At 33.1% G+C, this 25,930-nt stretch carries 19 protein-coding genes; 15 read left to right on the top strand and 4 right to left on the bottom strand.

Annotation, left to right across the window (positions count from 1 at the left end; translation table 11 throughout):
- Window positions 1–40 precede the first annotated feature (40 nt).
- Complete coding sequence (locus OL234_RS04915) at window positions 41–523, bottom strand: hypothetical protein (protein ID WP_275470040.1); 483 nt, start codon at window positions 521–523, stop codon at window positions 41–43.
- 570 nt (window positions 524–1,093) lie between these two features.
- Here OL234_RS04915 and yjeM point away from each other — a divergent pair.
- The 3 genes from yjeM to OL234_RS04930 all read left to right on the top strand — a co-directional run bounded on the left by yjeM (window position 1,094) and on the right by OL234_RS04930 (window position 6,292).
- Window positions 1,094–2,596 (top strand): glutamate/gamma-aminobutyrate family transporter YjeM, encoded by a 1,503-nt coding sequence (gene yjeM, locus OL234_RS04920; protein ID WP_275470041.1) that lies wholly within the window; start codon window positions 1,094–1,096, stop codon window positions 2,594–2,596.
- A gap of 169 nt (window positions 2,597–2,765) precedes the next feature.
- Window positions 2,766–4,946: an McrB family protein gene (locus OL234_RS04925; RefSeq protein ID WP_275470042.1), complete on the top strand. Its 2,181-nt coding sequence runs from the start codon at window positions 2,766–2,768 to the stop codon at window positions 4,944–4,946.
- Between the two features lie 14 nt (window positions 4,947–4,960).
- Window positions 4,961–6,292, top strand: coding sequence for an McrC family protein (locus tag OL234_RS04930; protein WP_275470043.1), 1,332 nt, complete (start codon window positions 4,961–4,963; stop codon window positions 6,290–6,292).
- Between the two features lie 222 nt (window positions 6,293–6,514).
- Here the strand turns inward: OL234_RS04930 and OL234_RS04935 are convergent, their stop codons facing one another.
- Window positions 6,515–7,264: a membrane lipoprotein lipid attachment site-containing protein gene (locus OL234_RS04935; RefSeq protein WP_275470044.1), complete on the bottom strand. Its 750-nt coding sequence runs from the start codon at window positions 7,262–7,264 to the stop codon at window positions 6,515–6,517.
- Between the two features lie 158 nt (window positions 7,265–7,422).
- On the opposite strand from OL234_RS04935, the gene OL234_RS04940 reads away from it, so the two are divergent.
- From OL234_RS04940 to OL234_RS04955, 4 genes are all read left to right on the top strand, one after another.
- Complete coding sequence (locus OL234_RS04940; protein ID WP_275470045.1) at window positions 7,423–8,595, top strand: exonuclease SbcCD subunit D; 1,173 nt, start codon at window positions 7,423–7,425, stop codon at window positions 8,593–8,595.
- Window positions 8,592–11,777, top strand: a complete 3,186-nt coding sequence (locus tag OL234_RS04945; protein WP_275470046.1) for an AAA family ATPase — start codon at window positions 8,592–8,594, stop codon at window positions 11,775–11,777. The genes OL234_RS04940 and OL234_RS04945 overlap by 4 nt, the downstream gene beginning before the upstream one ends.
- A gap of 236 nt (window positions 11,778–12,013) precedes the next feature.
- Complete coding sequence (locus tag OL234_RS04950; RefSeq protein ID WP_275470047.1) at window positions 12,014–13,117, top strand: acyltransferase family protein; 1,104 nt, start codon at window positions 12,014–12,016, stop codon at window positions 13,115–13,117.
- 230 nt (window positions 13,118–13,347) lie between these two features.
- Window positions 13,348–15,318 (top strand): fructose-1,6-bisphosphatase, encoded by a 1,971-nt coding sequence (locus OL234_RS04955; protein WP_275470048.1) that lies wholly within the window; start codon window positions 13,348–13,350, stop codon window positions 15,316–15,318.
- An 81-nt stretch (window positions 15,319–15,399) separates the two neighbouring features.
- On the opposite strand, the gene OL234_RS04960 is transcribed toward OL234_RS04955, so the two are convergent.
- Window positions 15,400–18,147: an ATP-binding protein gene (locus OL234_RS04960; protein WP_275470049.1), complete on the bottom strand. Its 2,748-nt coding sequence runs from the start codon at window positions 18,145–18,147 to the stop codon at window positions 15,400–15,402.
- Entirely contained in the window at window positions 18,128–19,399 is a 1,272-nt protein-coding gene (locus OL234_RS04965) for a metallophosphoesterase family protein (protein WP_275470050.1), read from the bottom strand. The genes OL234_RS04960 and OL234_RS04965 overlap by 20 nt, the downstream gene beginning before the upstream one ends.
- A gap of 330 nt (window positions 19,400–19,729) precedes the next feature.
- Here OL234_RS04965 and OL234_RS04970 point away from each other — a divergent pair, with 330 nt between their 5' ends.
- The 8 genes from OL234_RS04970 to OL234_RS05005 all read left to right on the top strand — a co-directional run bounded on the left by OL234_RS04970 (window position 19,730) and on the right by OL234_RS05005 (window position 25,914).
- Window positions 19,730–20,182 (top strand): hypothetical protein, encoded by a 453-nt coding sequence (locus OL234_RS04970; RefSeq protein WP_275470051.1) that lies wholly within the window; start codon window positions 19,730–19,732, stop codon window positions 20,180–20,182.
- Between the two features lie 82 nt (window positions 20,183–20,264).
- Entirely contained in the window at window positions 20,265–20,816 is a 552-nt protein-coding gene (locus tag OL234_RS04975; RefSeq protein WP_275470052.1) for a TetR/AcrR family transcriptional regulator, read from the top strand.
- Between the two features lie 159 nt (window positions 20,817–20,975).
- Window positions 20,976–21,890, top strand: coding sequence for a DUF5692 family protein (locus OL234_RS04980; protein WP_275470053.1), 915 nt, complete (start codon window positions 20,976–20,978; stop codon window positions 21,888–21,890).
- Window positions 21,891–22,056: 166 nt separating this feature from the next.
- A complete protein-coding gene (fur, locus tag OL234_RS04985) occupies window positions 22,057–22,506 on the top strand; it encodes a ferric iron uptake transcriptional regulator (RefSeq protein WP_275470054.1) in 450 nt (149 codons plus the stop codon).
- A 269-nt stretch (window positions 22,507–22,775) separates the two neighbouring features.
- Entirely contained in the window at window positions 22,776–23,666 is an 891-nt protein-coding gene (gene xerD, locus OL234_RS04990; protein WP_275470055.1) for a site-specific tyrosine recombinase XerD, read from the top strand.
- A gap of 93 nt (window positions 23,667–23,759) precedes the next feature.
- Window positions 23,760–24,530 carry a segregation/condensation protein A gene (locus tag OL234_RS04995; RefSeq protein WP_275470056.1) on the top strand — a complete coding sequence of 257 codons (771 nt, stop codon included), beginning with the start codon at window positions 23,760–23,762 and terminating at the stop codon, window positions 24,528–24,530.
- Between the two features lie 9 nt (window positions 24,531–24,539).
- A complete protein-coding gene (gene scpB / locus OL234_RS05000; protein WP_275470057.1) occupies window positions 24,540–25,196 on the top strand; it encodes an SMC-Scp complex subunit ScpB in 657 nt (218 codons plus the stop codon).
- Window position 25,197: 1 nt separating this feature from the next.
- Window positions 25,198–25,914 carry a pseudouridine synthase gene (locus OL234_RS05005; protein ID WP_275470058.1) on the top strand — a complete coding sequence of 239 codons (717 nt, stop codon included), beginning with the start codon at window positions 25,198–25,200 and terminating at the stop codon, window positions 25,912–25,914.
- Window positions 25,915–25,930 lie beyond the last annotated feature (16 nt).

The following is a 25,930-nucleotide window of genomic DNA, read 5'->3' on the forward strand; positions in this document are numbered from 1 at the left end:
AAATAAAAAGTATCGGTGATAATTCACCGATACTTTTTATTTAATTAACAACTAAAGATATAATTTTATAGGTAGTATCATCCAATACTGCAAAATCTAGCCATGTATTAGTAGCAAGATAATTCACATTAGAAATCACGTTGGTAATTGGCATGTTATCTGCTTCAGTTTTTTCTAAAGTTGCTATAAAATTCAAAAGATTTTGTAATAGTAAATCGGGTCTTTTAAATACTTTATCTGTCGAAATAAACGAATCATACTGAATTTTATCCCATTCAAGAGCTGCTTTATTGGGAAAGCCAGTATTGATAATAGTTTCTTCCACATCAAAATCATAATCAAAGCTTTCCTTGATAATGGCACTTTTATTCTTATTTAAAGTTAAAAACTCAGCTGTAATTAGTTGCCCATTATAATCGACAATTAATTCAAAATCTACTTTTTTTTCAACGTCTAGTTTATGCTGCATACGATGAAGCAAATAATAGACTGTTTGAACGTCACTTAAATTCATAGTAGTCACCTCTCTTTTAACAAAAGTATAACAGATATTTTAATTAGTTGACATCTTAGATAATAATAGTGAGTGTTAAGTTTCAGGAAGAATAAATAAATGTAGTAGAATTCTAATGTTTTTTATTAAACTATTCTTAGAATGTTAGTGTTATTTGACAATAACATCTAAAAAAAAACAAATGAAAGCGAATTAACGGAAAAGGATAGCGCTTTAAAAAGGGGTTAAAATTAGAGTAAGTTTCTACAAAATTAAAAAAATCTAATTTGCATATCTATCTATTGCTTTTTTATTGAAGAACTTAATATATTTTTGAGGGAATATTTTTAAAAAAAGGGGAGTTAAATTCACTGTTATCAATAGCTATATCATTTTTTATATCGATGATTCTTTTTACAGGGTGCCTATTAATTTAATGGCGTAATTTTAAATAATAATTTGATGATAAAAAACAAACTGAACATTATAATTATAAGGATTAGCTAATTTTTTAGAGTTATTCGCTTATTTTTTTTATATTACGAATTATAATGAAGAAGTAATAAAAATCAACAGATAGAGAAAGAAGGAGAGAATTTCATGTCGAAAAAGAAAATGGGGCTATCAGCACTTATTTTGATGATTTTTACATCAGTATTCGGTTTTACAAATATCACTAAAGCCTTTTACTTGATGGGGTATGCATCAATCTTGTGGTATATTTTAGGAGCCGTCTGTTTCTTCATTCCGTATGCATTTATGTTATCTGAATACGGTGCAGCCTTTAAAGATAGTAAGGGCGGTATTTTTTCATGGATGGAAGCATCTGTAGGGCCTAAATACGCCTTTGTTGTTACCTTTATGTGGTATGCTTCTTATATTATTTGGATGGTCAATGTGGGGATTGGTATATGGATCCCATTATCAAATGCTATTTTCGGTGATGATAAAACACAAAGTTGGAGTCTATTTGGTTTGAATGGTGTTCAAACTATTGGTATTTTAGGTATTCTTTGGATTATTACCTTAACTATTATTTCATCTAAAGGATTAGATAAAATAAAAAAAGTAACATCAGTTGGTGGAACGGCAGTCGCCTTAATTAATGTTGTGTTATTTATCGTCGGTTTTATTATTTTAATTTTAAACAAAGGGCAGTTTGCTGAACCAGTTACTGCTTCAGCTATGGTGACATCACCAAATCCAGAATACGGCAGTATTATTTCGATCTTTAGCTTCTTAGTATTCGCAATCTTTGCCTATGGTGGCTTAGAGGCTGTAGCAGGAGTAGTAGATGAGACAGAAAATGCTGAAGTAACTTTCCCTAAAGGAATTATTTGGGCAGCAATTGTTATTGCTGTCGGATATGCAATTGGAATTTTTGTGACAGGAGTTTTCACAAATTGGACGTTCGCATTTAATGATTTCCCAGCAATGAATGGGGTCGAAGTGAATATGGGGAACGTCTCATATATTATGATGAAAAATATGGGGTATCAATTGGGCTTAGCAATGGGTGTCAGTGAGGCAACGGCTATGACAATTGGTGCTTGGGTCAGTCGCTATATGGGTATCTCAATGTTCTTAGCTTTAAGCGGTGGATTCTTTACCTTAATCTTCTCACCGTTAAAACAATTGATTGAAGGGACACCAAAAGCTTTATGGCCTAAGTCATGGACCGTAACAAATGAAGCGGGTATGCCAGTTAATGCCATGCGTGTTCAAGCAGCAATTGTTATTTTGATTATGGCGTTAGTTTCATTTGGTGGTAACAACGCAAAAGCATTCTTCGATATTTTAATCGCAATGACAAATGTCTCAATGACATTACCATACATGTTTATCGCTATTGCGTTTATTAGTTTTAAAAAGAAAAAAGAAATACATAAACCTTTTGAAATTTATAAAACGGAAACTGCTACAAAAATAGCAGTTTATGTGGTAACTTTTGTAGTAGGATTTGCGAATGTTTTTACAATCATTAACCCAGCGATGAATGGTCGCTTGTCAGAAACAATTTGGTCAGTAGTTGGGCCTACATTCTTTACAATCGTAGCACTAGTGATGTATTCACGTTATGAAAAAAAAGAAAATTTAAAATAACTTATTTTTAAAAGAACTTATACAACTTTTTGTTGTATAAGTTCTTTTTTTGCTCTTTTTCTTCAAAAAATGTCTATTTAATAGTGTGAGGATAAAAAAAGTCATGCTATAATGTGTGGTACTGACAACTGATGTTAGTTTAAAAATAGCTATTTTGGAGGTAGGATGTATGTCGAAACAAGAGTTAAACAATATATTCTTCTTTTTGGAAACCTTTGGAGGTCAAACCTATCAAATTGAACAAGATTTTCCAGATGAGGGGCAATTAGCAGGAAGAAATGCCCAACAAAAAATGAATAAAATTGCCCAATACTGTGCTAAAGCTAATGGTTTAGAGGTTGGCAGTAATAGTGATTGGGGAGAAACTGGTCTATTCAGTTCACAATTACAAACTGATTTATTATTAAAAGGTTCTCAAATTTTACCAGCAGTAGCTATTAAAATTAATGCTATTTTAAGCAATGATAATAAAATATTTTTTGAAGTTGCTTTAGAGATATTGAATAAAAAATTAAAAGATCAAATCATCAAACAATCATCTGGTGTTATGAGAAACTATTTTGAGGAAAATTTTTCTAATTTAGCTGAAAACTTCTACTTTAAGTTGCCAGATAGTTCTTTGACTCGCGATTTAAGTTTAAGTGAGTTAGTGTTTAAAGAAAACCAATTAGTGGAACTAGTTTCGATTATCGAAAAAGAGTCCCTTTTGAAGTCGGATAATCCTGTTGACATTTTAAAAGATACAGTCGCCAGTTTATTACCATTTCATGATTATCTAACGAATGCTTTATGCGAGATTGAAAATAAAGGAACATCCAAGGTTAAAACAATTGGATCGTTATCTAAGACCGAATTTACTGAATTGCTAAAACAAGATAAAGCTTTTTTAGCCAGAATTTTTAGTAGTATTAAAATAAATAATGACAAAGATAAATTATTTTGGAATTCATTGCTTACCTTACTCGCTATCAGCCAGAGTCAGATTGATCAAGACCAAGATTTGAGCAAGACTTTTGAGCAGTTAAACTTAGCGACAGATAAAGAGACTCTTAAAAACCCATACTTAAAAGGAATTTTGTTTTCAAGTTATGGTCGTTATTTACAAACTGTGGCTAATACGGTCAAATTATGGCCAAATAATAACATTCCCGAAGAATCGGATCAATTTACCACAATTGATTATGTCAGAGAATTGACATCTGAGGCATTAACGCTAGATAATATTATTTCGTTTTTACAAAGACAGTGTCCATTTGGATCAACTCATTATCATTATTTAACAGAAGTACGTAATCAATTGAGGATTCCTGTTACAGCTTTTGAATTACAGGATATGTTTACAGGAACAGGACAAAAAAATACCACGTTGTATTCTAAAAATACTATTTTATATGGACCACCAGGTACAGGGAAAACCTATCATACGGTTAATCATGCAGTAGCAATTATAGAAAATCAGCCCTTAGAATTAATTCAAGCTGAAGCCTACACCAAAGTATTGGCTCGTTATCAAAAATTAGTAGCCGAGAAACGCATCCTGTTTACAACATTCCATCAAGCTTACGGTTATGAGGAATTTGTCGAAGGAATAAAACCTGTGTTAAATCAAGAGAATGCGAACCAAAAGGAACTAGAGTATGAATTAGCTTCGGGTATTTTCAAAACCTTTTGTGATGAAGCACGTCAAAAAAAATTGCCTATGGTATTTATTATTGATGAGATTAACCGTGGGAATTTAGCAAAAATATTCGGAGAGATGATTACCTTAATAGAAGAATCTAAACGAGAAGGTCAGCCGGAAGAAAAACAAGTGATTTTACCGTATTCACAAGAAACCTTTTCAATCCCTGACAATATTTATATTGTTGGGACAATGAATACATCTGACAAATCAATTGCTTTAATCGATACTGCATTGAGACGTAGGTTTACATTCTTTGAAATGATGCCAGATTATCAAGCTTTAGCAGGTATTTCTGTCGAAGGGATTATGATTTCTGAATTACTAGAGGTTATGAATAAGCGGATTGAAGTATTATATGATCGTGATCATTTAATAGGACAAGCCTATTTTATGTCTTTAAAAAGTAATCCTAGTTTAGATCGTTTAGCCAAAATTTTTGAATTTTCCATCTTACCCTTGTTACAAGAATATTTTTATGATGATTATGAAAAAATCCAATATATTTTAGGTGATAATGCGAAATCTCCAGACTGTCAATTTATTCGTAATGAGCAAGTCATGTTGGATAGCTTATTTAAAGGGACTGTTGATATTTTTGATGAAGTGAGTTATAAAACTCAGAAAACAGCATTAAGTAAAATAGAAGCATATCGTGGGATATTGTAAGGAAGTGAAAAAAGATGACATGTTTAAGCGTTCAAGAATTTCACTATATCAGCCCTAATAAGGACTTACCTATCCAAAGGAATTATCATTATATTGACGCACGTTATTTTGATGAGCTAGAGCATTTTATTTTGGAAAATCAGAATTTAACTAGCGACATGCCATTTTTCAAATTAACGACAAGAAGAGGCGTGGGGAAAGTTGTTCAAGCTCAAAATTTTGTGGGGACAATTCAACTATCGCCCAACTTCCAAATAGAGATTCTACCGAAAATCCATGGAACTTCGGGTATTGAAGAAACCAAAAAATGTTTGATAAGAATGCTCAATTCAATGGCTGATATTCCGCATCAAATTTTTAATCAAGCGAATAATTCAGCAGAAGAGATGCCGTTACTAGAAATTTACATAATGAGTTATTTACAAGTTGTGTCGCCTATTATTAAACGTGGTTTAATCCGTACATATTTACAAAGTGTAGAAAATCAAAAATTTTTCAAAGGGAAATTGTTAGTGACAGAGCAAATTAGATATAACCATAGTCGCAAAGAACGTTTTTTTGTGGAAACCGAAGAGTATAGTGGCAATATTAGTGAAAATAAATTACTTAAAAGTTCTTTAAACTACTTATTATCCCTTACAACTAGTCGGAAAAATAAAATTAAAATCAAGCAATTTTTAGCTGTTTTCGACAAAATTCAAGAGTCACAAAATTATAAAGCAGATTTTCAAGCAATTTGCTATAATCGCCAAAATTCTCATTATAAAAAGGCCTTGGGGATGGCACGCGTTTTTTTAGAAGAAAAAGGGTTTGCTTCTTTTAATGGCGAGACTGGTGTAAAAGCTGTTCTTTTTCCTATGGAGAAATTATTTGAATCATTTGTGAGTAAAGAGCTCGAAAAATTAATTATCCGCGATCACTTAGCAATAAAGAGTCAAGAAAGTAAATACAGACTATTTGATGATCCAGATCATTTTAAGTTGCGTCCAGATATTGTTGTTTACGATAATCAGAAACAACCTGTCGCTGTTTTAGATGCTAAATGGAAAAAATTATTAAATAATCCTAGGAAAAATTATGGGATTTCGCAAGCAGACATGTATCAAATGTTTGCGTATGCTCATCAATATCAGGTACAAACAGTGATTGTTTTATACCCATTAACGGAGGAAATGATGGCATATCGTGAGACTGGGTTACAATTTGGCTCCCATGTCAAAGGCGATGCCTTCACATTTACACTCTATATCCAGTTTGTTGACGTTAATGATCCGACTAATTTATTAATTGAAACTAGAAATACAATTTTAAATAAAAAATATCTTTTTGAAAATGATAGTCTCTAGGCTATGGCTATAAGGCTATAGCCTTTCTATCGATATGAAAATATAATCAAAAGTGATGGAACCGATTAATAAATCAAAGCTTCCTTAACGAACGGATGGAAATCTTTTTAATAATGCTCGGCTTAAAATACTTAAGCTTCAGCTAACATATTAGGTTGGAAAATAAAAATAACGTTAAAAAAAAAGCGTGCTGAAATCTAAATCAGCACGCTTTTTTTACGTTTAGTTGGTAGAGACAGTACCATTATCGTAAACACGGTACGAGCTAGTCGCACTAGTTACATCCTGTCCCTCGGGAATTAATTGTACGATTTGGTAAGATTGTCCTGTTTCATCCGTTCCCGAGCCAGTTTGAACATACTTAGCCCCCTCAGGTGAATCACCATAAATGCCTACAACCGACATAACTGCTTGGTCAGGCGTTGTCATAGGATGGCTATCATCCTTCTCTTTTAATTCTTGGTCAGTATCATAGGGCTTCTCATCATTAGGTTCACTATCCTCTGTATCGTCCTTTAGACTTTTATCCATATCATCTATCGTGCGATCAAGAGAGTCCGTCGTTTCATCCAACGTGGCTGTTATATCATTGATAAAAGCAGTCATATGATCCAACTGACCACTCTGAACTAAATCGTCCGCCTGAGTAAGGGATTGTTGGATAGTGTCATCAGAAATGGTATCAACTACTTCTTTTGTTAACCCTCCAATGGTAACCAAACTCTTTCGTTCATCAGGATAACGAGTATCGATGTCAGCAGAGTCCTTAGGTAGTTGTTCTGAGTCAGAAGAATCACTTGATTTAGAAGGGCTTTTGGACTTTTTATCATTTGGTTTGGTCGCCTGTTGTTTCTTTTTTTGATAATCTTTCGTATATTTTGAGCTTACAACAGGTGGATGTTCTGCTTCTGGCAAGTGTGTACATCCTGTTAGCAAGAGAAGGCCAACTATTAGAAATATAATTTTTTTCACGATAATGCTCCTTTATCTTGTCACAGTTTTCTTTTATTTTATCATAGTTAATAAAAGAAACCCATGCGAAAATCACAAAATAGATTAGAGAGTCTTATTTTTAGTCTGTTAATTGGCTATGTTATAATAAAATGATAATAATTCAAAGGAGACAGCGAATGAAATTTTTACATACGGCTGATTGGCATATCGGCAAAAAGCTTAATGGATTTGACTTGTTAGAAGAACAAGAATATGCTTTTAAACAAATTCTAACACTTGCTAAAGAAGAAGATGTGGATGGTGTTATTATTGCAGGTGATTTATACGACAGGGCTATTCCTCCTATAGAGGCAATTAAAGCCTTTGATGGCATGTTAGAACGATTAAATATAATTGAGAAACTTCCAATTTATGCTATTAGTGGTAACCACGATGGGGCAAATCGATTAAACTTTGCTAACCAGTGGATGGCAGAAAACCATTTATTTCTACACACAAAATTAGAAGAAGCCTTTCAGCCAATTGAGATAGAGGGTATTCAGTTATTTTTGTTACCATTTTTTGATCCAATCGATGCACGTATCTATTATGGCGTCGAAGATGTTGAAGAGATGAAAACAATTAACCACGCTATGGCACGAGTTGTGAAGGATTTAGAAAAAAAGTTTGACCCGAATAAAAAACAAGTATTAGTAACACACTTTAACGTAACGGGTAAAAAAAATCCTGATTACAAACTAACCAGTGAGACAACTTCAACAGTAGGTGGATTAAATAGTGTATCAGCTGAACATTTTAATAAATTCCATTATGTCGCTTTAGGACACCTGCACCTTTGGCAAGCTAGCCCGGATGAGCATATTAGGTATAGTGGTTCACCTGTTAAATTTAATACCAAAGAGGCCAAAAATGAGAAGGGTGTTTATATTGTTGAACTAAGTGAAGAGGGTACAATCTATTTGAAATTCCATAAAATAAAACCGAATAAAGATTTAATTGTCCTGAAAGGAAGTTTTGAAGAACTTATTTCTGAAGCATTTTATACGCAACAGCCAACAAAAGGAAGTGCTTTTTTTAGTATTAAATTAACCAGTCGGTCATGTGACTCACATATACGGCAAAAGTTAAGCGATATTTATGGAGATATCGTTGAACTGACCTACCACCTTCCTTCGATTGAATTAACTGAAATGGATAAAAAATTTAAAGTAAGAACGAGTCGGAGCATAGAAGAAGTTGTCGAAAATTTTTATGCTGATGTGACATGTGGCGATTCGCTGACTAAAAGTCAGAAGAAAATAGTTGAAGACATTGTACTAACATTGAATAAAAAGGAGAATAATCAATGAAGCCTCTAGTATTAAAAATGAACTTTTTTGGACCACATCGTCAAGCAGTGATCGATTTTACCAAATTCGATGGCGATAATTCTTTATTTTTGATTAGTGGCGATACTGGTGCAGGTAAGACCACTATTTTTGATGCCATGACATATGCCTTATTTGGTACAGGAACAAGCTCTCGTGATCCTATGGATATGCGAAGTGATTTTGCGACAGAAACAGACGAAACGTCAGTTAGTTTGACCTTTGAACATAATGGGAAATTTTATAGAATCAGTCGCTCACCAAGACAATGGCTAAAAGGTAAAAGTGTTAAAAAGAGTGGCTTGGTAGAAGCAAAAACAAAACAACAGGTATCTGAATTGAGCGCCCCTAATGGGAAAGAAACAGGGATAGGGTATTCGCAACAAAAAGCAGTTAACCAGTTTATTCAAGAACTATTGGGTTTGACAGCTGAACAGTTTAGGCAAATTATTTTATTACCACAAAATGATTTCAGAAAATTTTTAGCAGCTAAGAGCGATAGTAAGGAAACTATTTTGAGAAATCTGTTTGGCACAAAGATATTTGATGACTTTATGATTGAATTAAAAACGAAACATAAGCTTTCTCATAAAGAACGAGCTATGACTGAGCAAGAACTTACGGGTATTTTTAACAACGTGGAATGGCCAGAAGACTTTAAAGAACAGTTTGAACTCTGTCGAACAACTAGTGAACAACATCTTTTATTAAATAAAGTTTTAAAAAAAATAAGAAAACAGGAACTTGAACTCGAAATGCAACTAGCTGCAAGTGACACAAAAGTGAGTGAAAGTGAGCAAATATATACAGAAGCAGTTCATTTAATTCAATCCTTTGAACGGTTAGAGGCATATAACAAAGAACGCCTAAACTTACTTAAAGATGAAGAAAATGTAGTGAAAAAAGAAACTGAGTATTTAAAGTTAAAATGGGCATTTGATTTAAGCGACACTCTAAAATCAAAAGAAAAGGCAGTCGAAAAAAAAGAGAAATTGCAGGCAGTTTTATCAGACAAACTGACAGAGCAAGTAACACTAAAGAAATCAGTGATCGCATTAAAAGAAAAGCATGAAAATCTTTCAAAAAGTAGCCCAGATATTTCTAAATTAAAAAAAGAAGTTGAAAATTATAAGGTAGTATTTATTCCAGCAGCTCAAGTTTTAGAAAAATCAAAAGATAATTTGGTAGACTATTGTCGGAAACAAAAAGAGATAGAAGAAAAATTAAATGAAACAACTCAAGAATGTTGTCTTAGGCAAGAGGAAATAACTGATTTATCTAAATTATTAAGTAGTTTAGATGATCCTCAAGAATTATCGATTAATTATAATCGTTTGTTAGTAGAATGGAAAAATGTCGAAGGGGTTGCTGAAAAACATGCTGAGCTTCTTACAAAAGAACAGGAATTAACTAAAAAAATCAAGAAAGAAGACAACCAGCAAATCAAATTGATAAAAGAGTTAACGGAAGCAAAAGTTAGTTTTTCTAATAAAGAGACGGAACGCCGAGAATTGATGATATTACAATTGAGGCAAGAATTAGAAGTAGGAGAAGCCTGTCAGATTTGTGGTTCCTTAGAACATCCCTTATTGGATAAAGGTGTTACAAGTATTAGCAATACTTCTTTTAAAGAAGCGGTGGAGCAATATGAACAAGCACAAAAACTAGTTATTAGTTTGGAAGAACAAATAGCAGCACAAAAAGTTATGTTGAATGTGTTGAGGCAGCAAGCAAGTGAGCTTAAAGGGACAATTAGTAATAGCGAACATCACTTGTCTAGTAGTTATGACTATTTCGCCACAATGTGGCATGAAAAATTCCCTAGATTAACAGTGCCAGCTAGTTATAACCAAGAGGGAGTTTTAATGACATTTAAACTTACAACAGATACACTAACTAAATTGACAAAACGTAGAGATGATATCACTGACAATATGCAATTAAGCCAAGAAAAATTAAATGTATTATTAGATAAAAAGGAGAAGGTATGTCAAGAAGAACAAAAACTTTCCCTTTCCAAAGACTATGAAGAAAAAACTATAAAAGAATTGACCCAAAAACACCCTAATCTAGCTAGCCACGCAGAATTAACAGCTTCTCTTGAAAAAATGGAGGATAAAATCACTCATTATGAGCAGGCTGTTGAAAAAATACGCTATGAACTATCTAAAATGGAACAAAAGGTATCAGTAGTTGATGTAGAAATCAAACATCATCATGCTGAGTTAAGTGAACTAGAAAATATTATAGAAAAAGCCACTGATCAATTACATCATAAAATCAACGAAACTGAATTCGTCAAAAGTGATAGTGACTTAGTAGAGTTAATTAAGTTATCTAGAACACAAGAATTTCATGAACTTAAGTTAGAAGTGGAGAGTTATAAGAACCGTCTTTCACAATTAACAGATGAAATTGAAGAACTAAGGATGAAAACATCAGCTAAAGACCAGCCAGATTTACTGTTAATCGAAGCTCAACTTCAAACTTTGCGATTGGAAAAAGAAGAACTTCTAACTAATAAAGCCACCGTTGATGAGAGATTTAATAAAATTGAAAAAAGTTATCAAAAATCTGAACAGCTATTAAAAAGTTATAACTTAAGGCACGAGGAATATACACAGTTAGATAGTTTAACCAGTGCTATAATGGGAGAGAATTCTGTCCGATTGACCCTTGAACGGTATGTTTTACAGGCATTCTTATCTGATGTTTTAAAATATGCCAACGACTATTATATGCCTCAACTAAGTAATGCTAGGTATGAATTTGTATTAAAGGAAGAAAAAGCGAGTCGGGCTAACCAAACAGGTTTGGAGATTAATGTTTTAGACCATGCTACGAATGAGGAGCGGTCAACAGATACTCTATCGGGAGGAGAAAGTTTTATTGCCGCCTTATCGATTGCCTTATCTTTAGCTGAAGTAGTTCAAGAAAATGCGGGAGGGGTTAGGATTGACGCATTGTTTATTGATGAGGGATTCGGTTCTCTTGATTATGAAACGTTGAGTAAAGCAATGACCGTCTTGGAAAGTATTGGTAATAACGGAAGGATGGTCGGGATTATCTCTCATGTAACCACTATGAAAGATGAAATCGGACAACAATTAGTGTTGGAAAAAACAGGTGATGGTGAGAGTAAAGTGAAGACCCTATTTAAATAACAAAAAACAGTTGCTGATGTCCTCAGTAACTGTTTTTTTATCTGTTACTTTCTTTTTCCGCTTTATTTTAAAATAATTGGACAAACTTCTTCTTAATACCATGGTAACATTTGATTTGAGCTGATAAATCAGTTGTTTAGATACAGTTTTTTTCCAGCTTATGTTTACAAAATTATATTTTTTAGAGTTAAAAATAATATAAATAGAAAAATCATGTTAGATTAGGAGGTTTTTGTTTGATAAAAGAAAAAAAACATGGAAACATTGCCGTGTTGAGTCTTTTAGCAATGTTTATGGTTACTTTTTTTTATATGTTAAATAAAAGTGGCGCAACCGGTAGTTACCAAGGGAGTCATCGAAGTCTTTTTAATGGGATGCTGATTATTGGTGAGATTGGTTTTAATTTAATTACCATTATTTCAGGTTATTTATTAGTTAAATCCGAATTTAAATGGCGATATTTTTTTCAAAATGTTTTTTATATAGAATCTTTTAATTTATTAGCTGTTGCAATTATTGGAAAAAAAAGTGGGATAGAATTAAATTCTATTAAAGATGTTTTTCGTTACTTTTTCCCTATTTTAAATGGCACGTATTGGTTTGCTACTATTTTTATTTTATTGTTATTACTGGCACCTTTTACGAAAAGAATTGCCGAGCTATTATCTCAAAAAGAGTTGAAAAGATTACTCATCACTCTTTTAATAATTTTTAGTTTAATTCCGACTTATGTTGGGATTATGATAAATAATTCAGAAGCATTTTTATATTATAATCGCTTAATTTGGTTGGTGACAATGCAATATTTGGGGGCTTATATCGGATTGTATGGTATCAAGCTTTTAAATCGATTTTGGAAGAGTTTTATATATTTGATTGTCTTAACACTCATTTTTATTTCAGTTCTACTGGTAATGAATCAAAATTTAACGCTGTTAAAAACAGTATTTCCAATTGATACAGCCTATTTTTGGCGTCCGAATTCATTTTTTGCAGTTACTTTTTCACTATTAATTTTTATGATGTTTAAAGGAATAAAACTACCCGGATCAAAGATACTCAGCCTATTATCAACTAATATAGTTGGGTGTTACTTGTTAGCTGATGGTTATGCCGCAAGCTTTTTATGGAAAGATGTTTTAAAGGTCAATACAGTATTAGAGGATACTAATTTTATTTGGAAAATGTTAGCCTCGACAGCAGTTGTTTTCTTGATAGGATTAATTATGACGTTAATTCAAACATATTTATTTAAGTTACTGATCAAAATTATCGATCTAACGACAGTCTTATTGACTGTTAAGCACTCGGGAGGGCGACATACAAAAAAAGTAAGGTAATAATTATTACCTTACTTTTTTTGTATAATTTTATTATGTAAACAAGATGCTGATTCACACTCATTCTTAAGATTGGTATATATGTTTTTTTTATTTTTAAAGATAGGTTAAATATAACAAACGGTTAGATTACCTTTTAATGTAAGGTGTAACATGATAGAATTGTAAATGTTAACGTTATCAAGAAACTGATAATAGGTTTAAAAATAAAAATGGTATAGGTGGTTGTTATGGAAGATATTAAATATCTAGAATTGTTGGCTAAGGAATTTCCAACATCTCAAAGTATCATTACTGAAACAATTAATTTAAAAGCTATTTTAAATTTACCGAAAGGAACTGAGCATTTTATAAGTGATGTTCATGGCGAGTATGATGCTTTTCAACATGTTTTACGTAATGGTTCAGGAAATATTAAAAATAAAATAAAATCAACATTTAGAAATCAATTGAGCCAAGAAGAGATGATCAGTTTATCGACCTTGATTTATTACCCAAAAGAGAAGATAAAATTAGAAACACAAGCAATGAATACCGATTTAGAACGTGCTAGTTGGTATCATCAAATTTTAGAGCAATTAATAGAGTTGGCTCGTGTCACTTCTTCTAAATATACCCGCTCTAAAGTAAGAAAATCTATCCCGCCAGAGTTTTCATATATAATTGAAGAGTTATTATTTACCTCGACTAAGCATAAAAATCAATTGAATTACTATGAAAACATTATTGAAACAATTATTGAACTAGATATTGCGGATCAATTCATTTCTGAAATGTGCTATTTGATTCAACGTTTGACAATTGATCACCTACATGTAGTAGGCGATATTTTTGATCGTGGACCTGCTCCGGATAAAATCATGGATGATCTAATGGACTATCATTCAGTCGATATCCAATGGGGAAATCATGATATTTTATGGATGGGAGCTGCATGCGGTTCAGCTGTATGTATTGCCAATGTGGTAAGGATTTCAGCTAGATATGATAATTTAGATATTCTAGAGGAAAGCTATGGTATTTCCTTAAGACCACTCGTCAATTTAGCAGATAAATATTACGATAAAATAAACACTCAATACTTACCGAAGATAAATCAAGAGGAATTAAGTTACGATGAAAATGAATTAAGACAAATGGCAAAAATGCAACAGGCTATGGCGATTATTCAGTTTAAATTAGAAGGGGAGATTATTCAACGTCGTCCAGAATTTGAAATGACGGATCGTTTGGTTTTAAACCAAATTAATTATGAACAAAATAGTATAATGATTGATGGTGAAAATTATGATTTAGTTGAGGCGTATTTCCCAACTATTAATCCAAATGATCCTTACACTCTAAATGAAGACGAGGCACATGTTGTAGAGCATTTAGTTAAGCTATTTAAAGAATGTGATAAATTACAGCAACATATGGACTTTTTAATCGCCAAAGGGAGTATGTACTTAGCTTATAACGATAATTTGTTATATCATGGATGTGTTCCATTGACAAAAGATGGTGACTTTTTAAAGGTAGAATTAGACGGTGAAATTTTGTCAGGTAAGGTATTATTTGATAAATTCGAACAAGCTATACGTGAGGCTTATCATCAAAAAACTAAATCTTCAGTAGAAAATTTAGATTTAATTTGGTACTTGTGGACAGGAAAAACCTCTCCCTTATTTGGCAAAGATAAGATGACTACCTTTGAAAGGTATTACTTAAAAGAAAAAAACTTGCATAAGGAACACAAAAATCCTTACTACAAATTACGCGAGGAAGAAAAAACCTGTCGTAATATTTTAAAAGAGTTTGGTTTAGATGATGATAAGGGTCACATCATTAATGGGCATACGCCTATTAAAGAACGAGACGGAGAAGATCCGATGAAAGGGAATAATAAACTAATCGTCATCGATGGGGGCTTTTCGAAAGCCTATCAACGGACTACAGGTATTGCAGGATACACCCTTCTATACAATTCATATGGAATGGAATTGGCTGTTCATCAATCATTTTTAGGGAAACTTCAAGCCATAACAAATGAAGAGGATATATTATCAACTAGACGAATTGTCTTCAAAGAAAATGATCGTAAACGTGTTTTAGAGACAGACATTGGTGCTAATTTACTTGAACAAATTTCAGATTTGAAAAAACTGATGTCAGCCTATCGTTTAGGTCTAATTAAAGAAAATCGATCAACATTTGAATAAATAAAATAGTTATGAAATCAACAAAAATAAAGCCTGTTTTACTATAGTGTAAAGTAGGCTTTATTTTTGTTGATAACTTATTTAATCTAAAGTGGTTATGGCTAGTCTATTTTTGTGATAGTAATCATAAATAGCTGTATCTGAAGTTAAAATAATAATTTGATAAAAAGGAGCGACTTCTTTATTTAGTAGGTCTAATAAATTATTTTTACGTTCATTATCATAATGAAGCCAACCGTCATCAATAATAATAGGTGAACTAGAAGGCGTTTTACTAGTAATAAAAGCTAGGCGAAGTGCCATAAACAACTGATCTTTGGTCCCTGTCGAGAGATCCAGTGGTCTAAATGCCATCCCGTCTTTATTGATAATGGAAAGGGTATCATCTTCTAACAATTCAATTTTTGAATAATTATGACTGGTTAAAAGACTTAAGTAAGTACTAGTTTTTTCTAGTAATTGAGGTAAAGTTTGATCACTCATTTCAAGAATTAACTCTGAGAACAACTGGTCTTCTAACTTGTTACTTAGCCACTGACTTGCCAATTCAGTTAGTTCATTCATTAGAAGAGATCTTTTCTGATAAGCTTCTGCCAAAGTGCCATTTCGAATTAGATCATCAACACTTGCTTTAAGTTGTGTTTCTTGGTAATGATCAGCATCAATTTCTTCTTTTAAGAGTGTTAATTTTTGATTTAGAATAGTTAGACTTGCATGGATATTTTTTTTATCTATCTGGTCTTCCAAATCGAAAACAGGTGTTAGAATCTCAGTATAGTAGGCAATTTTTTCTTGCATAAGATTCAATTTTTTGTTTTTTTCTAGAAATGTAGGAACAGCAGTTAAATGGTCTAAATCGTATTTCTTTAAATAAGGAGCCGCCCGTTCGGTTAGTTCTTTTTGTTGGCAGTCATTTACCCTTAAACGCTCATTAATAGTTGAAAGAGTCACATCAGCATTTTCACGCTCATATTTTTCCATAGAATGCGAAAATTCAGTGATAGCTTCTAATTGATTAATAACATCTAAATTAGCTAGAGGGACCCAATCTTGAGCTAATTTAGCTTTTTGTTGATAGGCAATTAATTCGGATTCCAAAGTAGCTATATTATCAACAAGCCTATTTTTTTCTGCTAACAAGTGATTAAATTCTTGCGGTTTATCTGAAAAACGTATGACATCTATTAAATTATCTAAGTTACCAAGATTAAGTCGTTGGACAAAGCGACTCATTTCTAAGGAAAGAGCTTGTTTTTTATTTGGTAGTAGTTTTTGTTGCTCTTCTAAAGTTTTGATTTTGTGTTGATTGTCCAATAAATTATTTGTCAAAGTATGCTCTTCTTTAGAAAAAAGCTCATCCTTGTTTTTCGATTTTCTGTGTTTTTTTCGTAAAACAACAGATATGATTAAGGAAATTACTAAAAGTAATAATAAACTTACTTGGCGTACTGATCCGGTTGTAGAGACAAAAATAATGATAGCTAAAGAGAGGCTTGATAGAACAAAAAATAGGCTTTTATTATGATTATTTTCTATTGGTACAGTTGCGACAGTATTTGATTCTTTTTCAATTAGTTGTTGTTGTAGAAATGAATTAGTTCGGTATAAGTGATTAATATCTTCGATTAATTGTTCTTCCTCCAAGGCAAGAGCTTCAAACTTATGATTAATTTGCCGTATCTCATCTCTTTCTTGTTCCAAAATCTCTTTTGGAGGTACAGAAGGATCGAACCCCCATTGTTTTTGTAGGTCATCGATTTGGGTATTAGTAGCTAATAGGCGTCCTTTTGCTACAGTTAATTTCCCTTTAATTTCTGTGACTAATGGATAGGCTTCTATAATTTCGGTTAATTGCTCTTTATTTTTTTGATAAAATACAAAGGCTTGACTTCCTTCGTGGAGCAACGCCTCTTCGGAATGGTCCTGCTGTTTTTTTATATACTTAATTTCATTTTGAAGAGTCAACCATTCTTGATAATACTTTGTCAAACAATCGACATCGCTAGTAAGAGGGGTAGAATTCTTAATATTTTCTTTTGTATAAAGAGTTAGTAACTCTTTATATTTGTCATAAGTATCAAAATGTTCAATTTGATTCAAGCATTGTCGTCTTAAGTCAAGAAGTTCCTCTCTAATATGTTTTTTATCAATCACGTGTTGTTCTAAATCTAAGAGTCGCTGACTTGCAGCGTGATAGCGACTTTCATGTTTTTCTTTTTCAGAAATCACTTGATCTATTTCTAATAATTTATTCATTGTCTGATTAATAGCAGGTTTGTTGCCATTTTTAGTAAAGAGTTCTCTGTTTTGATTCATGAGTGCGGCTTTTTCTTGAAATAAACGTTGGGAACCAGAAGAGGCGATACTCATTAGTGTTTCTTGTAATTCTTGCGTAGATAACTTATTTAAATCAGCTAATTGCTCTTGTTGGAAGCTATAAACATCGATGAATAACGCTTTTGTAAGTGGTTTTATTAAATCATGTAACAATTGGTCCTGTCCGGTCAGACCTGATGGAAGTTGAACTAAAGGTACGTTAGCTTTGATACCATCTTTTTGATTATTAAGGCGTGTAAGCGTTACTTGTTTATGGTCGGCAGTATCAAAGGTAATTCTGCCGCCGTATAAACTCGGCGTGTTTTTAGGTTTAAAGTCACGCCGAGTTTTGGTTCCTTTTTCAATACCAAAAAAGATGTATTTTATAAAATTGTACAAACTTGATTTTCCAGCCTCATTTCCACCAAAAATCAAGTGACTACTTGTATTTAACTCAATTGTTTTATCTTTGAATTTACCAAAACCAAAAATTTCAACTTTCGTTATTTTCAAAACAATGTCCTCCTGGGGCTATTTTTTGATAGAAGTTAGTTTTCATCTCCTCTATAACATCATTCCGTAACTCTTCATCAAGGGTAACCAATTCATTAAATAATTTATGATTAGTCAGGTCTGATGTGATATCATTGAAAATTTCTTCATCGGTAAAATGTTGGATAATTGCCTCAATTTGCGATGGATAAATTGGCAATTGGATGGGCTTTAAATCAGCTAGTTGATTTATTTTACTGTGCTGTAAAGCAATTTTACTGATAGTTAGTTCTTCAATAGCAACAACTTGTTGAATCATCTCAGCTAATTCATTGGAAGTAAGTTTAGCTTTTAATTCCTCTGAAAAATGCACATGGTCAGTTAAACTAAGTTCTAAGAATAGTAACTCAGTGCGTCGGCCAGCAAAGACTTCTTTACTAAGTGTGATTAACATATGTTGAACTTGCGATAGATCGTGACATGATTTTAAAGATACAACTTTTTTTTCATAGGAAACATGATTAACAGGCAACCACTCTAGCTTGCTCTCATTATGATCTAATTCAACAAGGACAACCCCTTTGACCTGTCGCTCTTTACGATTGTGGCCTTGTGGTGTACCTGGATAAACAACGCGATTGTTAGCATCTAAAATGGTCGGAACATGAATATGACCTAACGCCCAGTAATCGTAATTTTTTTCTAAGAGGGAAGTTAATGAAAAAGGGGCATATTGTTGTTGTTCAGCCTTATTGAGAGTGCCGCGATTCCCATGGTAAATCCCAATATGGTAGTCAGAATGGCTAGGTTGTTTCTTAGGGAAATAGGTTGTCATATCTTCATTTAACCAAGGCGAGGTGTAACTGAAGCCTGAAATCGTAACACGCTCACCACTAGAAGAAGTAAAATCGTGTGTTTGTACCTCAGAGGTATTCCATAGGGTCACATTGTCTGGAAAATCAAACCAGTAGCGTTTGCTATCGTAATAGTCATGGTTACCAAAGATTAGACAAACAGGGATATTGATATTTTGTAATCGGGTTAAAAAATTAGTGAATACTCTTTGAGTAGCCAAGCTTGATGTTGTTTGATGAAAGTTATCACCCGCTAAAATAACTAAATCGACCTGCTGTTGATAGGCTTGTTCATAAATACTGTTTAGTACTTGATCGTTAACTGTGTGTAGTTTTTTTGCAAAAGAAGGATGTAAGTCACTGATACCTTCAAAAGAGCGATCCATATGTAAATCTGCTATATGTAAAAATTTTATCACTATTAGCACCTCAATTTATATAGTACGTTTCTTATTATACTTTAGTATAACATAGAGATTATGTGGTTTAATAGCCGTTTTACTGACAAAATAACCCAAGGTAAGAGGCGTGAAATAAGAACTATTAGTATACATTTTAATATGGATTATCTCCTGGTTTGGAGAAGGCAACCCATATATTTAAATTTTTTAGGACGTGATACTTACTTTTATGAGGATGAACCATCAAATAATCATAAAAAATACTTGATATTTTTGTATCAATAGAGTTATAGTCTAGTTATATTAAATGACCATATTATGTAATGGGAAATGAAAGAAGTGATTAACATGTTATTTATAAAAAGAGAGGTTACACCAGAAGATCGGTTAGAATTTAGTATGGTACCGTTAATTGATCCAGTATCGAGAGCTGGCATCACCCCAAATCATGTCACAGTCAATGAAAATGAAGATGTTTATTTGGTATCATTGTCTAACCAACATATATCCTTTATATATGAAATGCCTCGTTATTTCACTTTAGTATATCATGGTCTATATGTTTTTTTCTTTGTTATTAATCAAGCAGAAAAAGGCGCTGATGATAGTAAAGTTATCTTTGTTAAGGGCTTAAAATTCCCACGGAAATTAGAAAATGAGAAAGAAGCCGTTTGTCAGGCTATTAAAGCCGCCTTAATGACTTATTATGCTGAATATACAATTGGTGAATTAGTGGTTGATTCGGAAGAAAAAATTCATTATTATAGACGTATTATAAAAGGCGAACTCTTTGATAATTAAAAAGTCACAATGGTTTGTGGCTTTTTTATTTTTAGATAGTACCAGAAGGGCTAATCGCGATTAAAAATAGAGGAGAAGAGAGATGGAACAGGGCTATGTTACAAAACAGGCGCTATCTTTAGCACTAAAGGAACTAATGACTCACTATCCGTTAGATAAAATTAGAGTAGGTCAAGTCACCGAACTAGCTCATTTATCACGGAATACTTTTTATTATCATTTTTCAGATATTAATGATTTATTAGCTTGGACTTATGATAATGAGGTAGTGAATGGTTTAGGGCGTTTTCAAGATATTGATACTTGGCAAGAAGGATTGATGCAAGTCCTTAATTATACGGAAGAGAATCGTAGTTTTTGTTTAAATACGTTTCACTCTTTAAGTAGAGACCGTCTAGAATCTTTTTTATACCAAATAACTTATAGTATGTTAATTAAGATTATGACAAAGGAATGTTTTTCTTATCAAGTATCGCCGACGACACGCTCAGAAATTGCAGATTTTTATGGCCGTGCGATTGTTGCTCAAATTATTCAATGGTTATTGATTAATTTGAGGGAAGAAAAAGAATGTTTGGTCGCAAGAATCGAGCGTATGATAGTAGGAGCGATTAAGAGAATTACCTTACCGTGAGTCATATTTTCTAACGATTGAGAGGAAATTGGGCAATAATACATAGTTGCACAAAAATTGGGCACTTTGATTAATTTGTTCATGGTTAATCTGTCAAAAAACAGTATGATGAAGTAGAATTATTTCATTTATAATAAACTTCATTAGGAGGAATTAAACATGTTTTTTTATGAACACATACCATGGCAATCGGCGATAATGTGGCTAGTTGTATTAGGTGCACTAATTGGATTAAATGAGATCAGTCGTTTGAACAAATGGATAGCGTTAATAATGTTTACGCTTGTCCCAATTGTTTTAACATTATTTGTTTGGCCAACAACAGCTGGGGCTGGTAGTAGCACGGGCACTTGGTTTCATTGGGTAAAAGTTTATTCGGCGTTAGCGGGTTGTTTAGGCTTTTGGGTTATCCGTTATGTTAAAGGCGCTTCAAACAATAAGTATTGGCTCATGTTTCCACCACTTATTTTAGCTTTGAATATTACAGAAGCAGTTATTCGTGATTTCCAAGTATATTCATTACATGGCGTAGTAGATGGCGTATTTATGAATGGCGGAATTTGGAATATCATGAATGGCGTTGCTGGTATCTTGAATATCATCACTATTTCAGGGTGGATGGGGATTCAAGTAAGTAAGAATAAGCAAAAAGACATGGTTTGGGCTGATCAAATGTGGTTTTGGATTATCGCTTACGATTTGTGGAACTTTGCCTACGTCTATAATTGTGTATCAGATCATTCATTTTATGCAGGCTTAGCTTTGTTACTGTCATGTACAATTCCAGCATTTTTCATAAAAAAAGGGGCGTGGTTACAACACCGAGCGCATACCCTTGCTTTTTGGATGATGTTTACGATGTCATTCCCAGCATTTGTGAGCGATTCTCAATTTGCCGTACAGAGCTCGCATAGCAGTACCGCACTGTTTGTAGCCAGCGCGCTTTCTCTTGGAGCCAATATTTTGGTTTTTATTTTCCATTTTTATCGTATAAAAGTAACAAAACGCAATATTTTAACTCAAGAGATTTATGTAGGACTAGATAAATTTGAAGAAGTAAAAAAAGCTAATTAGTAAAAAAACAAAACCATCTTTCATCAGGTGGTTTTGTTTTTTTTATCCATCATATATTCTAATTGAGAATCGTTGCAAAAAGCAAAGCGGTAATTTATAATGGTTATAAATAGAGACAGCCTCTTACTGCGCTTCTTTATAATGATTCTAATTAAGGAGATGCGAGATGGATACTAGTGCAATGTTAACGAAAATAAGAAAATTATTACATGATGGTGGCTATAAACTAACGCCTCAACGCGAAGCGACAGTGTTAGTTTTATTGGAAAATGACAAAGATCATTTATCAGCAGAAGAGATTTATATGCTGGTCAAGAAAAAAAGTCCAGACATTGGTCTAGCAACTGTCTATCGTACATTAGAAATGTTAACTGACTTAAGAATAGTCGACAAAATAAGTTTTAATGATGGCGTATCGCGCTATGATTTAAGAAAAGAGGGGGCACAGCATTTTCATCATCATTTATTGTGTTTAGAATGTGGTGGAATTGAAGAAGTTGAGGATGATTTATTAATAGATGTCGAAAAAATTGTTGAGAAACGTTTCCAATTTTTAGTAAAAGATCACCGTTTAACTTTTCATGGAGTATGCAAGCAATGTCAACGCACGCAATAAGAACAAAAGTATCGATACTAGCTGGTTATCGGTATTTTTTTTGTTCATTAAATATTATATAATGATATGTTAGGGTAAGGGATGCCTTTGCTCTTAACAGGTGGTATTATTAGTCATAAAGGACAAACTTATTACCTATATCAACTAGTCTGTATGTTTTGACTGAGATTGATTTAACCAAATTAATATAAACTAGCACTAGGATATTTGTTGAGTAAAGAGAAGCTAAACGTAAGATTCGATTAATTAAGAGGGAGTTGAATTACTTTATGGACAACGATTTAAAAGATTATGTTCATTTTTTAAAAGTTGAAAGAGGGCTATCTGAAAATACAATAGCAAGTTATAAACGTGATTTGGCTCAATATATGGCCTACTTAACGAAAAATAATGTCACAACTTGGGATATGTTGGATCGGTATTTTATTTTATCATTTTTAAAAGAATTGAGTGACGCAAATAAATCAGCAGCTACGATTACACGGATGGTATCAAGTTTACGTAAATTCCATCAATTTTTAAAACAAGAGAGATATACGGATGTTGATCCTATGCAACATATTGAGACACCAAAAAAAGCCAAAAAATTACCGAAAACTTTGTCGTTAAAAGAAATTGAAACGTTATTAGAAACACCTAAAACGACTGATAAATTTGGTATTAGAGACCGTGCTATTTTAGAAGTTATGTATGCGACAGGTTTAAGGGTAACAGAACTAATCAACTTAAAACTAGACGACATGCATCTATCGTTAGGATTGATTCAAACAATTGGTAAAGGAGATAAGGAAAGGATTATTCCTTTGGGGGATATTGCAATTCAATGGATCGATATTTATTTAGAAAAAAGTCGCCCTTTATTGATTAAGCCAGGCGTTACGTCACCTTATTTATTTTTAAATCATCGTGGGCAAGGGTTCAGTCGACAAGGAATTTGGAAAAATTTAGGGCAGCATGTGAAAGCTGCGGGGATTGAAAAGGAAGTGACCCCCCATACATTACGACATAGTTTCGCTACCCATTTATTAGAAAATGGAGCTGATTTGCGGGTGGTGCAAGAATTACTAGGTCACGCAGATATTTCAACAACACAGATCTATACTCATATTACGAAACAGCGGATGGCAGATGTTTATAAAACTCATTTTCCAAGAGCGTAACCGGCCAATCTTTTTTAGTAAAGTAGCCTACCAGCTACTTTTTTTGTGTTATAATAAATTTTTGGAATCAAGCTGCTATAGAGGAGTCAACAGATGGATAAATTGAGCGTTAAATTAGATGTTTTTGAAGGACCCTTAGATTTATTATTGCATCTAATTAAAACATTAGAAATTGATATTTATGATATTCCTATTGCGGAAATCACAACACAGTATATGGATTATATCAAGATGATGAAACACCTCCAATTAGAGGTTGCTGGTGATTACTTGGTGATGGCGGCTACCTTGATGTCAATCAAAAGTAAGTTGTTGTTGCCTAAAGTAGAGTTACTTGTAGATGATAGTGGGCAGTATGAAGATGAAGAACAGGATCCACGAGCTGCCTTGGTTGAGCAGTTATTAGAATATCGTAAATTTAAATATGCTGCGACTGTTTTACATGAAAAAGAAGAACAGCGTGGACAGTATTTTACGAAAGATCCAGCAGATTTATCAGAATATACAGCAAATTTACCGCCCTTAGAACCACATCAAGTCTCGACAATCGATTTGTTCTTAGCCTTCCATGATGTGTTAGAACGTCAAAAGACTTATCGTACGCAAGAAACAACTATCAGTAACGATTATGAGACGATTGAAGATAAAATCAGTTATATTTCAAAGCTAGTTAAGTATGTAGATAGTGGGCAAGGAGTTCCCTTTTCTGATTTATTTACCACATATACTAAAAGTGAAATTGTGACAACCTTTATGGCATTATTAGAGCTAATTAAATCACGTCAAGTTATCGCGGAACAAGAGAATAATTATGCACCGATCTTACTGTTTAAACAATCAGTTAAAATCGAAGACAATGAGTAGGAGTTAAGTATGGAAGTTATTGGTCAAATTGAAGCACTTTTATTTGTATCAGGGGATGAGGGGGTTTCTGTTGAGGAGTTAGCAGTATTACTGCAAATACCAACATCTAAAATTTTTGAGGAAATAGATAAATTACGGAATTATTATGAAGTAAATAACCAATCGGCTTTACATGTATTGGAGGTAGGTAATCGCTTTGTTTTAACTACAAAAAAGCTCTATGCTGAAACAGTTAAAGAATTTGCTCAATCACCTTTGTCTAATACTTTATCACAGGCCGTTTTAGAGACACTAGCGATTGTAACTTATAAGCAACCCATTACGCGTTCTGAGATAGATGTAATCCGTGGCGTTCAATCGGCAGGGGCCATCCAAAAATTAGTTGCTAGACAATTAATTGTTGAAAAAGGGCGGGTTGACGGTCCAGGTAGACCTATTTTGTATGGAACAAGTGACTATTTTATGAATTATTTTGGCTTAGAATCTTTAGAAGAGCTCCCTTCTATTAGAGAAATGGAAGAAGAGATGACCGAAGAAGAACTCCCAAGTGATTTATTTTTTGCTAATTTCCAAGAAGGACTAGATGGGGCAAACTTAAAGCAAAGTGACAATCAACAAGAATTAATCATCGATGAAGAAATCGAAGAAAATGAGGAGAATGTTTAGAATGGAAAGATTACAAAAGGTTATAGCTCAAAGTGGAGTAGCGTCAAGACGAAAGTCAGAAGAATTGATTCGCGAAGGACACGTAAAAGTTAACGGTAAAACAGTAACAGAGATGGGTGTAAAAGTTGTTGGTAGTGACACAATCGAAGTTCGTGGCGTTCCTATTACAGAAGAATCGTATGTCTATTACTTGTTTTACAAACCAAGAGGGGTTATCTCAGCAGTTTCAGATGACAAAGGTCGTAAAGTGGTGACTGATTTTATGGCGGGAGTCCCAGAACGTATCTACCCAGTAGGGCGTTTAGATTATGACACCTCGGGCTTGTTGTTATTAACAAACGATGGAGACTTTGCTAATAAATTAACTCATCCAAAACACGAAGTTAATAAAACGTATATTGCCAAAGTTAAAGGTGTTCCCTTCCCTCAAGATTTAAAACCTTTAGCCAAAGGAATTAATATCGAAGGGCGCAAAACAGCACCAGCTGAGTATAATATTATTTCAACAGACAATGTTAAGAAAACGAGTATCGTAGAATTAGTGATTCATGAAGGGCGTAACCATCAAGTGAAAAAAATGCTTGAGGCAGTTGGATATCCTGTTATTAAATTAAAACGAGAATTATATGGTGATTTAAATCTACACGGGATGAAGCCAGGCCAGTATCGTTCGTTAAGTAAAAGAGAAATTAATGCATTAATCGAGCTATCAAAATAATTTATCAAGTAAGGAA

Source organism: Vagococcus intermedius, from assembly GCF_029144185.1.
Lineage (GTDB): Bacteria > Bacillota > Bacilli > Lactobacillales > Vagococcaceae > Vagococcus_D > Vagococcus_D intermedius.

What these genes read in the sequence shown, in the direction of transcription:
- OL234_RS04955 (WP_275470048.1), top strand. Translation starts at nt 13,348, where the DNA reads ATGGAAGATATTAAATATCTAGAATTGTTGGCTAAGGAATTTCCAACA.
- OL234_RS05005 (WP_275470058.1), top strand. Translation starts at nt 25,198, where the DNA reads ATGGAAAGATTACAAAAGGTTATAGCTCAAAGTGGAGTAGCGTCAAGA.
- OL234_RS04980 (WP_275470053.1), top strand. Translation starts at nt 20,976, where the DNA reads ATGTTTTTTTATGAACACATACCATGGCAATCGGCGATAATGTGGCTA.
- OL234_RS04995 (WP_275470056.1), top strand. Translation starts at nt 23,760, where the DNA reads ATGGATAAATTGAGCGTTAAATTAGATGTTTTTGAAGGACCCTTAGAT.
- xerD (WP_275470055.1), top strand. Translation starts at nt 22,776, where the DNA reads ATGGACAACGATTTAAAAGATTATGTTCATTTTTTAAAAGTTGAAAGA.
- OL234_RS04930 (WP_275470043.1), top strand. Translation starts at nt 4,961, where the DNA reads ATGACATGTTTAAGCGTTCAAGAATTTCACTATATCAGCCCTAATAAG.
- fur (WP_275470054.1), top strand. Translation starts at nt 22,057, where the DNA reads ATGGATACTAGTGCAATGTTAACGAAAATAAGAAAATTATTACATGAT.
- OL234_RS04975 (WP_275470052.1), top strand. Translation starts at nt 20,265, where the DNA reads ATGGAACAGGGCTATGTTACAAAACAGGCGCTATCTTTAGCACTAAAG.
- yjeM (WP_275470041.1), top strand. Translation starts at nt 1,094, where the DNA reads ATGTCGAAAAAGAAAATGGGGCTATCAGCACTTATTTTGATGATTTTT.
- OL234_RS04945 (WP_275470046.1), top strand. Translation starts at nt 8,592, where the DNA reads ATGAAGCCTCTAGTATTAAAAATGAACTTTTTTGGACCACATCGTCAA.
- scpB (WP_275470057.1), top strand. Translation starts at nt 24,540, where the DNA reads ATGGAAGTTATTGGTCAAATTGAAGCACTTTTATTTGTATCAGGGGAT.
- OL234_RS04925 (WP_275470042.1), top strand. Translation starts at nt 2,766, where the DNA reads ATGTCGAAACAAGAGTTAAACAATATATTCTTCTTTTTGGAAACCTTT.
- OL234_RS04970 (WP_275470051.1), top strand. Translation starts at nt 19,730, where the DNA reads ATGTTATTTATAAAAAGAGAGGTTACACCAGAAGATCGGTTAGAATTT.
- OL234_RS04940 (WP_275470045.1), top strand. Translation starts at nt 7,423, where the DNA reads ATGAAATTTTTACATACGGCTGATTGGCATATCGGCAAAAAGCTTAAT.